Source organism: Streptomyces sp. Ncost-T10-10d, assembly GCF_900091955.1.
Lineage (GTDB): Bacteria > Actinomycetota > Actinomycetes > Streptomycetales > Streptomycetaceae > Streptomyces.
On record NZ_FMDF01000055.1, the window covers coordinates 19,947 to 33,635 of the forward strand.

The following is a 13,689-nucleotide window of genomic DNA, read 5'->3' on the forward strand; positions in this document are numbered from 1 at the left end:
GCCCGGTACCGGGTCACAGGTGCCAGCAGGTCTTCGGACTCGGGCTCCTACGGACGGGACGCCTTCCCAGGACACCCGCGGGTGGTCCCAGTGGCCGTGGCCCCGCCCGTCCCCCTCACCGCTGCGCGTCAGTTCCGGATTCTCACCGGATTCCCTGACCCCTACGTGGAGTTTGACTGGCTTCGGCAAGTTATCACGAGCCTCCGCGCAGCTCATGGGCGGTGTGGCCGGTGGTGCGCCGGGCTGTGTGCCCGTCGCACCACCCGCCCGATGCCTAAGGACGCTGTAGAGCGATCACGGCGTTATGCCCCCCGAAGCCGAAGGAGTGGCTGACGGCGCGCCGGATGGGCTGCCGCAGGGGTTGCTCGGTGACGCAGTTGATGTCGAACTCGGGCGCCGGGGCGTCCAGGTTGGCGATCGGCGGTACGACTCCGCGCTGGAGCGTCAGGACGGTCAGTCCGGCCTCGATCGCTCCGGCCGCGCCCATGCAGTGCCCGAGGACACCCTTCGGGGCGGTGACGGGCGGCCGGTGCGGGTAGACCCGGCCGATGAGGGCGGCCTCGGTGGCGTCGTTCATGGGTGTCGCCGTGCCGTGTGCGTTGACGTGCTCGACGTCCTCGGCCGCCCAGCCCGCGTCGCGCAGCGCGGCCTCGACCGCGGCCTGGGCGACCGCGCCGGACGGGTGCGGGCTTGTGGGGTGGTGGGCGTCGGTGGTGGCGCCGGTGCCGGCGAGGAGTGCCCGCGGCGCGGCGCCCCGGGCCGCGGCGTCGTCCGCCCGTTCCAGCACCATGACGGCGGCGCCTTCGCCCATGACCAGGCCGGCACGGTCGGCCGCGAAGGGCCGGCACCGCCTGGCCGGTTCGCCGTCCGCCCGGGCCGCGGCTCCGGACCGGGCGAATCCGGTCATGGCGACCGGGTAGACGATCGACTCGGTGGCTCCGGCGATCGCGATGTCGCACTGTCCGGTGACCAGCAGATCGCGGGCGACGGACAGTGCGGTGGCGCCGGACGAACAGGCGGTGCACGGTGCCAGGCTGGGGCCGGTGGCTCGCAGCTGGATGGCGATCTCGGCCGCGGGCATGTTCGGAATGGTGAGCAGGATGCCCGACGGCGAGGTGGCATCCGGTCCGTGCCGGTCGAGTACGACGGCCTGCTCGGTCAGGGCGGCGGAACCTCCGCTGCTGGTGCCGACGACCACCGCGACCCTGCTGCCCTCCCACTGCGCCGGGTCGAGTCCGGCGTCTGCGACCGCCTCCCGGGCGGCGAGAACGGCGAACTTGACGTACTTCCCCATCCGGAAGGACGTACGGCCGCCGATCGCGGCGTCCAGATCGATGCCGTCCACCGTGCAGGCGAAGTCGATCGCGCACCCTTCAAGTGCCGCGACGGTACGCACCGGCGAAACTCCGGCGCACACACCTTTCCAGGTGGATTCGGTGTCGTTGCCGACCGGAGTGATCATTCCCAGGCCTGTTACGGCAATCGCGGGCCTGTTCATCGGGCGTTGCTCGTCGGTGCCTCGCCGCCCATCAGCGCCCCGCTGCCGACTGTCGCGTCGATGTACCGCGTGATGTCGGCCAGGGTGGCGTCCTTGGGGAGCTTGTCGAAGTCCCCGTCGCCGCCCATCGTCTCCCGGATGAGGACGGCGAACTCGGCGACGGCGAGGGAGTCCATCTCCAGGCTGTCCATCGTGGAATCCGGGCGGATCTCGGCGACGGGCACTTTGAAGGTGTGCGTCAGAACCTCGGTGATCTTGGGATGAATCGCACTCATGAGCTTCCTCTCCGTCATTCGGTACGGCTGCCGGGGAAGGCGAGGGGCACCGTCCCGACGCCGAATCAACTGGGTGACGTGCGTCCAGTTACGCCTTGTGCCGAACCGATTCGCCACCGCCCTGCTGCGGCCGCGTGCACCATCGGGTCAGGACGGCTGCCGTACCCCAGAAGACCAGCAGCGCAACGCGGACGCCGAGGGCCCCGACCCCCTCTCGCACCCGCCGCGTCCGCACATTTGTTCCTGTCCTTGTCGCGGCCCTCATCGCTCCCCCTGCGCCGTCGCCCGGTCCCCGTCCGACTGCCAGGGCCCCGCCGGATCGTCGTACGCATCGACGTAATCGGCCCCCGCGATGGGCCAGTCGGCGAGCAGTTCCTGTGGCAGCGCGAAGGAGTCGGCGAGGGCGGGCAGATGAGCGGCGACGACGGTGATCAGCTCTTCCAAGGCGTCCGGCAGTCCATTGACCTGATCGGCCGTCAGATATCCAGCGGCCAGCAGATCACCGCTGTTCCGGGCGATCCGGTCGAGCGCGAACAGCCGCTGCAGCTCGACCAGGCGCTCACGGGCGGGCCCGTCCGGCAGGCCTGCCACCGCGTCCGCGTACGCTTCGGCCGCCTGCCGGTGGGCGTGGGCCTCGACGCCGCGAAGGGCGGGACCGGATGCGATGTTCCACCGCTCCAGCGGGTCACCGTGCGGTGCGCGGCCCAGCCTTTCCCCGGCCCGGCCGAACCAGATCTCCTCCAGCACAGCCAGGAGCCTGCCGAGGAACCCGGGGTCGGTGAGATCACCGGGTTCGCCGCCGAAGGGAGCGTCGTACGCCGCCGGTTCGGTGGCGAAGAGCATTTCCGCGGCCGCCTTGGCGTGGATGGCCAGGTTGTCGCCCTCAGCGGTGATGACTCCTTCCACTCCGGTGATGAGTTCGGTCATGCCGTTGTTCTCCAGGAGCGCCTGGGCACCGCACCGTTCACGGCATTCGACGATCACGGATCTGGCCTGCCAGCTGATCCATCCCTTCGCAACGGCGACCAGCCGCTCCGCCTCCTCCCGGCCCGAGCCGTCCTTCCGTCGCTCCCAGCGGTTCAGGGCCCTGCGGTGCAGCAGACTCATCGCGAAGACCGTGGCCATGGCCCGGGCGAGCGGGCCGTGGTGGCTGCGGTGGGCGATCACCGGCACCTGACGCGATCCACGGGGCCCGGAGATGTACCGGTGGCCGCCGTAGCGGACGGCGACGGCGAGCGTTGCGCGCGCGGAGCCGACCGCGCAGGCACTCATGGAGATCTTGCCGGAGGTGACGCGCCCGATCGACGCGAGGAGGCGACGCCTGCGGTTGCCGACGACGCTGCTGAACCGGCCGTCGTCACCGATCCGTCCGTGGTCCCCGCCGAGCAGCGCGTCGCGCCCCACGAAGACCTGGTCGAAGGAGGTCAGGCAGTGGTCCACCGGGCTCCCCATGCGTGCGGGAAGTCTGCGGACCCGTACGCCGGGCAGCGCCCGTACGGCATCGGTGAGCGGTACGAGGAAGAGAAAGACGCCGTGATCGGCGCCGTCGACGAGCAGACGCGCGGCCACAAGACCTGTCTTGGGGCCGCCTGCCGGACTGGTGTTCGGCATGAACTTCTGGGCGCCGGCATGCGGTGTGTGCAGCACAAACCCGTCACGTTCGCGGTCGTAGGCGGCCGTGGTCTCGACGGCCGCCGCGTCATTGCCGTGCGCCACCTCCGTACAGAGAAAGGTGCCGATGCTGCGCAGTCGCAGGAAGTCCGACAGATCGCGCCGGCTGTCTTCTTCGTGGTCGAGGAGGCTGCCGAGGAAGAGGTTGTAGTGGATGCCCGCGACCGTGGTGAGGGCCGGGTCGACCGGGCCGAGCCATTCGTGCAGGGCCGCGAGGGCGCGGGGGTCGGCGGCGAGCCGGGCGCCGCTGTCGAGGCAGTCGTTGAGAATGCGCAGCCGCTCGTAGGCGAGACGCAGGCGTTCGTCGGGGGTGCGGCGGTCCGGGCGGCGGAACGGTTCCGTGCTGATCATCCGCTGCCAGAAGCCGTGCTCCTGGCGGACGTTGTCGCCCAGGAGCACACCGGTGAGGAGCTCCATGGACCGTTCGGTGGAGAGGTCGTCGATGGTTGCGGTCATGAGACAAGAACGATCAGCCGACGGCGAGGACACCGGGGGCCGTCCGCGGCGGGCCGTCCGCGGCGACGCGCTGGAAGGCGAGCGCGACGTTGTGCCCGCCGAAACCGAAGGAGTGGCTGAGTGCCCGCTCGACGTGCTGGATGCGGGGCTCCTTGACCACACAGTCGAGGTCGAACGCGTCCGGCAGCGAGTCCAGGTTGGCGATCGGCGGGACGAGACCGTGCTCCAGGGTCAGAACGGTGGCCACCGCTTCGATCGCCCCGGCCGCGGCGAGGGTGTGCCCGAGCACACCTTTCGGGGCGGTCACCGACGGCCGGTGGGGGAAGAGCCCTGAGATGAGCGCTGTCTCCATCGCGTCGTTCAGCGGGGTCGATGTGCCGTGCGCATTGATGTGGTCGACGTCGCGGGCCGCCCAGCCCGCCTCGTGCAGCGCCGCCCCCACGGCCCTGCGCGCACCGGCTCCTTCCGGGTCCGGGGCCGTGGGGTGGTGGGCATCGGTGCCGGAACCCGCGCCGGTCAGCAGAGCGCGCGCCCGTCCCCCGCGGGCTTGCGCATCGCGTGTCCGCTCCAGCACGAGCACGCCGGCACCCTCGCCGATCACGAAACCGTCCCGGTCCGCGGCGAACGGCCGCGACGCGCCCGCCGGATCGCCGGTACGCAGGGAGAGCGCTCCCATGCCGGCGAAGGCGCTCACCACCAGCGGAGTCAGTACGGACTCCGCGCCGCCTGCCACCACCACATCGCACCGGCCGCTCGTCAGCAGGTCACGGGCCACGGCGATCGCGGTCGCCCCGGACGCGCAGGCCGTGGCCGGTGCCAGGCTGGGACCGTGGGCCCGCAGGGCGATGGCCACCTCCCCGGCGGCGGCGTTGGGCATCATCATCGGGACCAGGAGCGGCGACACCGCCTCCGGCCCGCCGCCGTCCAGCCTGCGCAGATTGTCGACGAGCACGGACACCCCGCCCACACCGACGCCGAGCACCACCGCCACCCGGCCGCCGTCCCACCGCTCCGGTGACAGCCCGGCGTCCGCCACCGCCTGCCGGGCGGCGACCAGCGCCATCTTCACGAACCGTGCCATACGCCACGCCGAGCGACCGCCGACGGCCTCGTCCAGGTCGATCCCGTCCACCGGACAGGCGAAGTCGACCGGGAGCCCGGCCAGTTCCTCACATCGCCGCGCCACGGACACACCGGCGCACAGTCCCGCCCAGAAGGTGTGCTCGTCCGCGCCCGCAGGGGTCACCAGCCCCACTCCCGTAACCGCGACACCCATGTCGTCCCGCCCCATGATCCGCCCCTCCTCCGTAATCGATCACGTCTACCGGATGTCGAACGGCAGTCGCCCCGGCGGGGATGCGCTCACTGAGCCGAACGGGTCACCGATGGGCCGAGTGGACCCAAGCTCGCCGCGGGCCCGGTGAAGGCGTTCCTCCGTCCGCAGCAGTCCGCCGCGCTGTGTGCTCCGGCAGGGCATCCCCTGGGGACATGGAAGCGGACGGTAACCAGTCTCAGTCCCCGGATGCGCGCGCGGAAATGGAGGCGCTGCGCGCCAGGGTGGCGGTGCTGGAGGCCCGTGCCCCGGCACGGCACCGGCTGCGGGCCCGTTCGTTCTTCGCCGTGCTGCTCATTCTTGTCGCGGCCGTCCTCACGCCGCTGAGCATCGTGGCCACCTGGGCGAAGAATCAGATCGGCGACACGGACAACTATGTGGCGATGATGGCGCCGCTCGCCTCCGACCCCGATGTGCAGTCCGCGGTGGCCGATCGCGTGACCGGCGCCGTCATGAAGCACCTCGACGTGAAGGCGCTGCTGGCCGACGTCGCACCGGCGGACCGGCCGGTTGTCGACAAGGCGCTCTCGAGGCTGAGCGGCCCCCTGACCACGGGTGTATCGGACTTCGTGCACGGGACCGTGGAAAAGTTCGTCGCCGGAGACGCCTTCGAGACGATCTGGACCGACCTCAACCGGACCGCCCAGTCCGCGACGATGAAGGCGCTGTCCGGGAGCGGCGGCGGGGCGGTGAAGCTCACCAACGACACCGTCACCATCGACCTGGCACCGGTGATCGACCGGGTGAAGCATCGCCTCGTCGACCGGGGTCTGACGGTCGCCGCGAATATCCCGGAGATCCACACCGACTTCACGGTGCTGACCTCCGAGTCGGTCGGCAAGGCCAAGAAGTGGTTCCGGGCCCTCCAGATCATCGGCTTCTGGCTGCCGTTGGTCACTCTGGTCCTTGCCACGGGCGGAGTGCTTCTCGCGGTGCGCCGCCGTCGCGCACTGGTCACGGCGGCGCTCGCGATCGCGGCGGGTGCCGCGGTGCTCGGGCTGGCCGTGTGGGTGGGCCGTGCGTTCTATCTCGACAGTCTCCCGTCCGAGGTGTCCCAGCCCGCTGCCGGTTCCGTCTTCGACGCCCTGTCCGGTCCCGTACGCGCCTTGGTCCGCCTGATGGTCACGCTCGGCATTGTGGTGGCCCTCGCCGCCTGGCTCACCGGTGACGGCCGCGCCGCCACCCGTGTCAAGGCGATGTGGAGCGGCGGCATCGGCGCCGTACGGGACGCGGCCGGTGTCAGCGGCGGCCCGGTCGGCAGGTGGGTGCACCGCGCCAGGCTCTGGCTGAACTGGACGGTGGTCGTGGTGGCCGCCGCGGTCCTGGTGGCGTGGGACCGGCCGACGGGCCTGGTCACCGTATGGATCGCGCTGTGCGCGCTGTTCGCCCTCGCCGTCATCGAGTTCCTCGACGACGACAGCACACCGCATCTGGCGGTGCCCCGGTGATGAACGGGTGATGAGCGGTTCCTGCCGTCCCCCGGCGTCATGGTCCAGCATACGGAGGTACTCCGGTGACCCCGTCGGTGAGTCAGGACGTCACCCTCCGGTTGCTCGGCGGATTCCGCGTGCGGTGGGCGGCACGGACGTGGCGCAGGGCCGTTGACACAGGCCGAGTGCGCGCCTGCTGCCGAAGGCCCTGGCGCTCGCCGAGCGCGGAAGGACGCGCCGTCCCGGTCGACTGACGCCGCGCCGACGACACGACGGTGCCACCGTCCCCGCGAGGGGCCGGTGGCTCTGTCATGGTCAGCCCCGGGCGAGTGCCGCCTTCAGCTCCGCCTCGTCCGGCGGGTTGGCACCGGCCCGTGCGACGGTCACGGCGGCGGAGGCCGCGGCGTGGCGCAGGACGTCGGTCACGGTGTCCCGGTCCAGCGCGCGCAGCCGTTCACGGCCGTCCGAACCGAGCAGCCCGTGCGAGGCGAGGGCGTGCAGGGTGCCGGACATGAAGGCGTCGCCCGCCCCCACCGTGTCGACCACGTCGGTGGGCAGCGCGTCGATCGTCACGTGCCCGCCGGGGAAGGCGGCCAGCGCGCCGTCGCCTCCCCGGGTGACGAGGACGACGGCCGGGCCCGTGGCCAGCCACCGCTCGGCGACCTTCCGCGGCTCCTGGCCCGGATACAGCCACCGCAGGTCCTCGTCGCTGGCCTTGACCACATCGCTGAGCGCGACGCAGCACTCGACCTTGCGGACAGCCGCGTCGTGGTCCCCCATCAGCTCGGGCCGCACATTGGGGTCGTAGCTGACGGTCGCGGACGTCCGCAGCGACTCGACGGCGGCGACGACGGTGGCCGCTCCGGGTTCCATCACCGTAGCGATGGAACCGGTGTGGACGTGGTGGGGCGCCCGTTCCAGGGAGACCGGGGCGAGCGTCCAGGTGATCTCGAAGGTGTACGCGGCCTGACCGCCGTCGTCCAGGGTCACTTCGGCGGACGGGGTGGGCTCCGTGGCACCGTCCGTGCGGATCTCGACCCCGGCACCGGTCAGATGGTCCCTGATCAGCCGCCCGTTGTCGTCCGGGCCGAGCTGGGTGAGCAGGGTCGCGCCGTGCCCGAGCCGGGCCAGACCGTACGCGACGTTGGCCGGGCTGCCTCCCGGGTGGACCTGGTCGGCCGCACCCGGCAGCCGGACGATGTCGGCGACGCATTCGCCGATGACCAGCAGGTCGAGTCTGTCGAGCATGAGCTGAGGTCTCCTAGAGTGCGGTGACGAAGGTGTCCTGGTAGGCGGCGCGGCCTCCGAACACATTGAGCCCGATCCTGCCGCTTGCATAGCGGGTGTCCGTCACATCGACGACCGGACGGCCGTCGACGAACGCCTCGATCCGCCCGCCCCGGGCCCGGATCCGCAGCGGAAGGGTCACTCCGGTGCGTACCAGCAGGGGCACTTCGGCGAGTACGGTCGTCCGTCCGCCGTCCCTGCGCAGGAGCCGGGCCGTCCGCAGGTTCGGATCGAGGTTGACGGCGTATCCGTCGGCCGTATCGGGGCTGGCGCGGAGCAGGACGGATCCGGCGCCGCTGGTGCCTTCCGGGCCGCCGAACCGGACCTGTGTCGTCAGTTCCAGATCGCCGTACTCGGTGCTGGAGACCGCGGTCGAGTCCCGGTCGAAGACTCCGGTTCGACCCGCGCCGGTGGTCGTCCAGTGCCCGGCCGGGACCACGGTGAGCTCGCCGAGCCCGCCGCTGCGGAACGCCCCGCCGACCGGGGTCTCGGGCGGTTCCGGATCGCTGTCGGTGACCCTGAAGACGCCACGGAGCCGGTGGACGGTCAGCGTGATGATGCGGGCCTCGCCTCCGATGGCGTAGAACGCCATGCCCTGGTCGTCCGGTTCGGGGAAGAGGAGGCTGCTGATGGTGACGCGGCCGTCGCCGCCGAAGACCTCGACCGAGGAGGTGTCCATGAAAAGCCTTATCCGCAACCGCCGTTCACCGTCGACCGCGTCAAGGGGCAGCGGCGCCGATGTCCGTCCCGCGAAGTGCTCCGTGAAATCGCAGACTCCTGCGTCGGTACGGTCCACGAAGATCTTCCCGGCGCCGACGTCGTAGCCGGCCACCGTGCGCCGGTCGCCCCCGGTGCGGAGCCGGAATCCGAATTCGGTCGCGGCGCCCGTGACCGGCAGGGCGATCTCCGCCTCGATCTCGTACGAGCGGCCGCGCACTGCCGCGAGCGGGTTGGCGGAGTCCGGACGCACCGTGACGCCCTTGACGGTGGTGCTGCTCGTGCGCAGGGTCTCGATCTCGACGGCGGGGCGCTGGACAAGTCCCTCGTCGGAGAGGGCGAGTTCGCGCGGGATGCCGATCTGGCCGTTCCATTCGCCGGTGGGGGCGCTGAACGCGTAGTCCCAGTTGCTGAGCCAGCCGAGCTGGACACGTCGGCCGTCCGGCAGTCCGTAGAAGGTCATGGCGGCGTAGTAGTCACGGCCCGCCTCGGCGCGCAGCGGGGTGCCCGCCGTGTTGGTGGTGGTGAAGGTGGTGCCGTCCCAGTCGCCGAGGAAGTACTCGGCCGCCGAACCGTCGGTCCTGCGGACCGCGCCGGTGGACAGGGTGAGCACCCAACGCACGTGGTCCGGGGCGCCGTCGACAGGCAGCGGGAAGAGGTCAGGGCACTCCCAGACTCCGCCGGTCACCCAGGCCCCGTATCCGAAGGAGGAGCGGTACGCCCAGTGCAGCAGGTCGGTGGAGGTGAAGAAGCGGACGTGGTCGCCGCCGGAGACCACCATCACCCACTGGTCGCGCTCGTCGTCGCGGACGACCTTCGGGTCGCGGAAGTCCCAGCCGCCGTCCGGTCCGCCGGGATTCTGTACGACGGGTTCGGTGCCGTACCACTTCCAGGAGCGGCCCTTGTCCTTGCTGTGGGCGACGCGTACGGACTGGTTCCCGCCGGGCTTGTCGGGGTGGTAGCTGGTGTAGAAGGCGATCAGCCCCGCTCCTCCCCCGAAGAGTCCGCTGGCGTCATCGGTGTCGGCCACGCACGACCCCGACCAGGTATGGCCGAAGTCGGAGACCGGCAACGCCACAGGGAGTGCGCGCCAGTGCAGGAGATCGGTGGAGACGGCGTGCGCCCACTGACCGGAGTCCTGGTGGAAGAGGTGGTATTCGCCCTCGTGCCGGACGAGGCCGTTGGGATCGCTGGTGTGCGAGGCGAGCCGGGTGTAGCGGTATGCGGGCCGATAGGTGTCCGTGTAGTACGTCTGCGGGGTGCGGGCCCTGACTTCCTGGAAGACGGCCGTGCCGCCGGTCGCGGCGAGTCCCACCGTGGATCCGCCGGTGCGGGCCACGGTGGCGGTGAGCACCTCGACACCGTCCACGGTCACGGTCACCGCCGTTCCCAGGGCGCGGACCTCGGTCCGGTAGGTGCCTCCCGCGACGAAGGGCCGGACGGGCGGTGCGGCGCGGCCGAGTTCGGTGGTGTTCGTACGGTCGAGGAGACGTACGCCGGTAGCGTCGAGCCGTACCTCATAGCCGCCTGCCCCGGCTGCGTCCGCGCGGACCACGAGACCCGCGGTGGCCGCGCCGGCCGGGCCGACATCGGCACCGATCAGTACGTCGCCGCCGGGGAACGGGGCGATGCGCAGCGCGCCGTCGCCCTCGGCCCGCAGCCCACGCAGATCGGGTGTCCAGCCTCCGGACACCGTCGACCAGCCCTGAAGATCCGTCACCAGATCGGTGACAGCGATCTCTTCGAAGACGACGGACCCGTTGTGGGCGAGGACGCCGAGTTGCCCCGCCGGGTGGGTGGAGTCCTCGGCCGTGATGACGGGGGCGTAGCCGTCGGGGGTGATGAAGTCGGTCTGCCAGCGGATCTCGAGGTGCGGACCGTCCGCCTCGATGCGGATGCGGTACACCTTGTCCACCTCGATGGTGGTGTCGTACGTCCCAAGGGTGATGTCGCCGTCGATCCGGTAGAGCCGCAGCCGCTTCTGGTTCGGGTCGATCTGGATGCCGTAGCCGGACGTTCCCTGTGCGTCGGTGCGCAGCAGCAGGGTGGCGACCGCGTACGGATCGACGATGCGGACGTCGGCCTGGCAGGCGGTGTCGTAGACCCGGGTGGACGCCATGGCAAGGCAGTTGGTGCCGGCGGGGGCCTGCGCGTTCCAGCCGAGAGTGGTGGCGGTCCAGGTGCCGCTGTCGGTGGTCCAGCCGGTGGCGTCGGTGGTGACGGAGCGCAGTCCGGGTGCCCCGAAGACGACTGTGCCGTTGTATGCGTGCAGCCCGGCAGCGCCGTGCCCGTACGCCGTGTCCCGCGCGGTGAGCACCTGCTCGCCCTCCAGCAGGACGGTCAGCTCCGGTCCGTCCACGGCAATTTCGAGGAGATAGGCGGTGCCGACAGACAGCACGACGGACGCCGCCGGTACGAGGTCACGGCCGGTGGCCAGGTCGAAGAGCCGTACCCGGCGCAGGTTCGGGTCGAGGCTCGCCGCGTATCCGGCCGATCCGTCCGGGGTGGCGCGTACGACCAATGAGCCGACGGCATAGGGGGATCCGGGGTCGATGGTGATGCGCGCCGCGTATCCGGCGACGGCTGCGATGCACTGCTCGGACAGGGCGACGGCATTGCGTTCGGCCCCCGTCACGACCCGCTGCCCGCCGTCAGTGGTGCGGGACCAGGTGCCGGTGAGGCCGAGCGGGTCGGGAATCACAGCGAGGTCGCCGGGGAACGACGCCGTCCGGCGCCGGGCCGCGCCGGAGGCCGGGGGCGCGGCCGAGGCCCGGCCGGCCCCCGTGAGGGGGGCCAGCAGCGTCAGACCGGCCGAGGACAGGAGTGCACGCCGGGAAATGGACATGATCGTCTCCTCAGGGTGGGGGGAATGGGCCGTTCAGGGCCAGAGCGGGCGGGGGCTGTCGAAAACCGCGGCCATCTGCCAGGCGTCGATCCGCTCCACGGCTACCGCTCCGACGGCGGCGATGCCGACACCCAGGGCGTCGGGACGGGTCGGGTAGATCCGGGCGGCCAGCGCACGGCCGTTGGCGAAGATCTCCAGCGCGGAGTGGTCGATCAGCACCCGCAGGTCCACGACGCCGTCCGTGTTCAACGGCAGCTCCCCGTATCGGGGTTCGCTGTCGACGGACGGGTCGAGACTGCTCGCCTCCCGGTGCAGCCGCAGGGTTGCCGTGGTGCCGTCCGCGGCGCGCGACACCTCGATCACGGTCCGTTCCGAACCGTCCGCACTCTCGCGCACCACGAGCCGGGCCGCCGCTCCGGGGGCGAGGCGCAGCGTCGCCTCGATGTCGAGCTGGTCGCCGGTCACGTCGTCGAGCTGTACGCACGTCCCGTCGGTGACGGCGAACCCGCCGGTGTGCACGGCGTCACGGCGCAGACGTGCGAGTTCCGGGACGGGTGCCTGGGCGAGTCGCCCGTCGGCGCCCAACGTGACCACGCGCGGCAGCGACATCACACCGCACCAGCCGGCCTCGGCCATGGCGTCCTCGTCGCGGCCTTCCTGGAGCCAGCCGAACATGATGCGCCGGCCGAGTGCGTCGCGGGTGGACTGCGGGGCGTAGAAGTAGCGCTGCCCGTAGTCGAGTCGGTGGAGTTCGGCGGGGGTGAAGGTATCGCCCTCGTACTGTCCGGTCCAGTAGAGCGGGTAGTGCGTGGTGCCTTCGTCCCAGGCGGAGAAGGCGAGGATGTCGGCGCCGTCGATCCGGAACAGGTCCACGCACTCCCACATGGTTCCGGTCCAGTCGAGGTCGGCCGCCGTTGCGGCGCTCGCGTCGCCGGTGAGCAGCGGGCCCACGTACCGCCAGCTGCGCAGGTCCTCGGACTCGTACAGGAACGCCGTGCCGCCGACGCCCCGGATGCCGGAGCCGACGAGCTGGCGCCACTTCCCTTCCTCGCGCCATACGCAGTGGTCACGGAAGGCCGTGATGTCGCCCTGTGGCGGGGCTGCGATCACCGGGTTGGCGGGGTCCTTGCGCCAGCTGCGCAGGTCGGGCGATCCGGTGGCCACGCAGGGGAGTTCACTCTCGCCGTGCCGGCCGGAGTAGACGAGGGTGGGTGTGCCGCCGTCGTCGACGAGGACACCGGACCAGCAGCCGTCCCGGTCGGGGCCATCGGTACCGGGGACGAGGGCGACGGGTTCGTCGGTCCAGTTGACCAGGTCGCGGCTGACGGCGTGGCCCCAGTGGATGCGGTGGTGGGCGGCGGCGAGGGGGTTGTACTGGTAGAAGAGGTGGTAGACACCGTCCCAATGGGCAAGCCCGTTGGGGTCGTTGAGCCAGCCGCCAGGGGCGGTGAAGTGGAATCGGGGCCGGTGCGGGTCGAGGACGGCCCGTTCGGCCAGGCCCTTCGGCGCGTCCTGGTGGCGGGCGCGGGGCAGGGTGAGGTCGTGGGTCATGATCAGACGTTCTCGGCTTCCGGGGTGGCCGCGGTCAGGACGCGGCGCGCGGTCGGGGTGGCGGGTGCGTAGAGGTGGCAGCGCACCCAGTGGGGCTGCCCGTCGTCCTCGCCGATGACGTGGCGGACGGGCTTCGTGCGGCTGCACTCGCCTTCGTCCCCGTACGGGCACGACTCGGGTGTCAGCACGGCGGCGCGCAGCGCGGCCCGCTCAACGGGGTCGTAGCCCTGGTTGCGCTCCGGGTCGGGCACGGCGGAGAGGAGGAGCCGGGTGTACGGGTGGGCGGGGCGGTCCATCAGGGCGAGCGAGTCGCCGCCCTCGACGAGCTCGCCGGCGAACAGCACCTGTGTGGTGTCGGCGGCATAGCGGGCCGAAGCCAGGTCGTGGGTGATGTACAGCATGGAGATGCCGTGCTCGTCGCGCAGCCGGCGCATGAGGTTGAGGATGCCGACGCGTACGGAGACGTCCAGCATCGAGGTGGGTTCGTCGGCGAGGACGAGGCGGGGGGCGACGGCGAGCACGCGGGCGATGGCGACGCGCTGGCGCTGGCCGCCGGAGAGTTCGTGCGGGTAGGACTGGAGCATGTCCTCGGTCAGCCCGACCGTGGTGATGAGTTCACGCAGATC

9 protein-coding genes and 1 riboswitch are annotated in these 13,689 nt (G+C 71.4%); of the genes, 1 reads left to right on the top strand and 8 read right to left on the bottom strand.

Annotated elements, in window-relative coordinates:
• Window positions 1-6: 6 nt before the first annotated feature.
• Window positions 7-196, bottom strand: a riboswitch (cobalamin riboswitch).
• Window positions 197-274: 78 nt separating this feature from the next.
• The 4 genes from GA0115254_RS08000 to GA0115254_RS08015 all read right to left on the bottom strand — a co-directional run bounded on the left by GA0115254_RS08000 (window position 275) and on the right by GA0115254_RS08015 (window position 5,191).
• Window positions 275-1,498, bottom strand: a complete 1,224-nt coding sequence (locus tag GA0115254_RS08000) for a beta-ketoacyl-[acyl-carrier-protein] synthase family protein (RefSeq protein ID WP_093894591.1) — start codon at window positions 1,496-1,498, stop codon at window positions 275-277.
• On the bottom strand, window positions 1,495-1,773 hold the full coding sequence (locus GA0115254_RS08005) for an acyl carrier protein (protein WP_093894592.1): 279 nt from the start codon (window positions 1,771-1,773) through the stop codon (window positions 1,495-1,497). Before GA0115254_RS08005 ends, GA0115254_RS08000 begins: the two co-directional genes overlap by 4 nt.
• Window positions 1,774-2,034: 261 nt before the next feature.
• Window positions 2,035-3,900 (bottom strand): acyl-CoA dehydrogenase family protein, encoded by a 1,866-nt coding sequence (locus GA0115254_RS08010; RefSeq protein ID WP_093894593.1) that lies wholly within the window; start codon window positions 3,898-3,900, stop codon window positions 2,035-2,037.
• 13 nt (window positions 3,901-3,913) lie between these two features.
• Window positions 3,914-5,191, bottom strand: a complete 1,278-nt coding sequence (locus GA0115254_RS08015) for a beta-ketoacyl-[acyl-carrier-protein] synthase family protein (RefSeq protein WP_093894594.1) — start codon at window positions 5,189-5,191, stop codon at window positions 3,914-3,916.
• 197 nt (window positions 5,192-5,388) lie between these two features.
• On the opposite strand from GA0115254_RS08015, the gene GA0115254_RS08020 reads away from it, so the two are divergent.
• Entirely contained in the window at window positions 5,389-6,681 is a 1,293-nt protein-coding gene (locus tag GA0115254_RS08020) for a hypothetical protein (RefSeq protein ID WP_093894595.1), read from the top strand.
• 297 nt (window positions 6,682-6,978) lie between these two features.
• Here GA0115254_RS08020 and GA0115254_RS08025 read toward each other — a convergent pair whose 3' ends face one another.
• The 4 genes from GA0115254_RS08025 to GA0115254_RS08040 form a co-directional block, all read right to left on the bottom strand.
• Complete coding sequence (locus GA0115254_RS08025; RefSeq protein ID WP_093894596.1) at window positions 6,979-7,911, bottom strand: carbohydrate kinase family protein; 933 nt, start codon at window positions 7,909-7,911, stop codon at window positions 6,979-6,981.
• A 13-nt stretch (window positions 7,912-7,924) separates the two neighbouring features.
• Window positions 7,925-11,512 carry a GH32 C-terminal domain-containing protein gene (locus tag GA0115254_RS08030; protein ID WP_093894597.1) on the bottom strand — a complete coding sequence of 1,196 codons (3,588 nt, stop codon included), beginning with the start codon at window positions 11,510-11,512 and terminating at the stop codon, window positions 7,925-7,927.
• A 33-nt stretch (window positions 11,513-11,545) separates the two neighbouring features.
• Complete coding sequence (locus GA0115254_RS08035; RefSeq protein WP_093894598.1) at window positions 11,546-13,063, bottom strand: glycoside hydrolase family 32 protein; 1,518 nt, start codon at window positions 13,061-13,063, stop codon at window positions 11,546-11,548.
• 2 nt (window positions 13,064-13,065) lie between these two features.
• Window positions 13,066-13,689 (bottom strand): ATP-binding cassette domain-containing protein (locus GA0115254_RS08040; RefSeq protein WP_141720778.1); only part of this gene is annotated, 624 nt, incomplete at its 5' end.

What these genes read in the sequence shown, in the direction of transcription:
- GA0115254_RS08000 (WP_093894591.1), bottom strand. Translation starts at nt 1,498, where the DNA reads ATGAACAGGCCCGCGATTGCCGTAACAGGCCTGGGAATGATCACTCCG.
- GA0115254_RS08005 (WP_093894592.1), bottom strand. Translation starts at nt 1,773, where the DNA reads ATGAGTGCGATTCATCCCAAGATCACCGAGGTTCTGACGCACACCTTC.
- GA0115254_RS08010 (WP_093894593.1), bottom strand. Translation starts at nt 3,900, where the DNA reads ATGACCGCAACCATCGACGACCTCTCCACCGAACGGTCCATGGAGCTC.
- GA0115254_RS08015 (WP_093894594.1), bottom strand. Translation starts at nt 5,191, where the DNA reads ATGGGGCGGGACGACATGGGTGTCGCGGTTACGGGAGTGGGGCTGGTG.
- GA0115254_RS08020 (WP_093894595.1), top strand. Translation starts at nt 5,389, where the DNA reads ATGGAAGCGGACGGTAACCAGTCTCAGTCCCCGGATGCGCGCGCGGAA.
- GA0115254_RS08025 (WP_093894596.1), bottom strand. Translation starts at nt 7,911, where the DNA reads ATGCTCGACAGACTCGACCTGCTGGTCATCGGCGAATGCGTCGCCGAC.
- GA0115254_RS08030 (WP_093894597.1), bottom strand. Translation starts at nt 11,512, where the DNA reads ATGTCCATTTCCCGGCGTGCACTCCTGTCCTCGGCCGGTCTGACGCTG.
- GA0115254_RS08035 (WP_093894598.1), bottom strand. Translation starts at nt 13,063, where the DNA reads ATGACCCACGACCTCACCCTGCCCCGCGCCCGCCACCAGGACGCGCCG.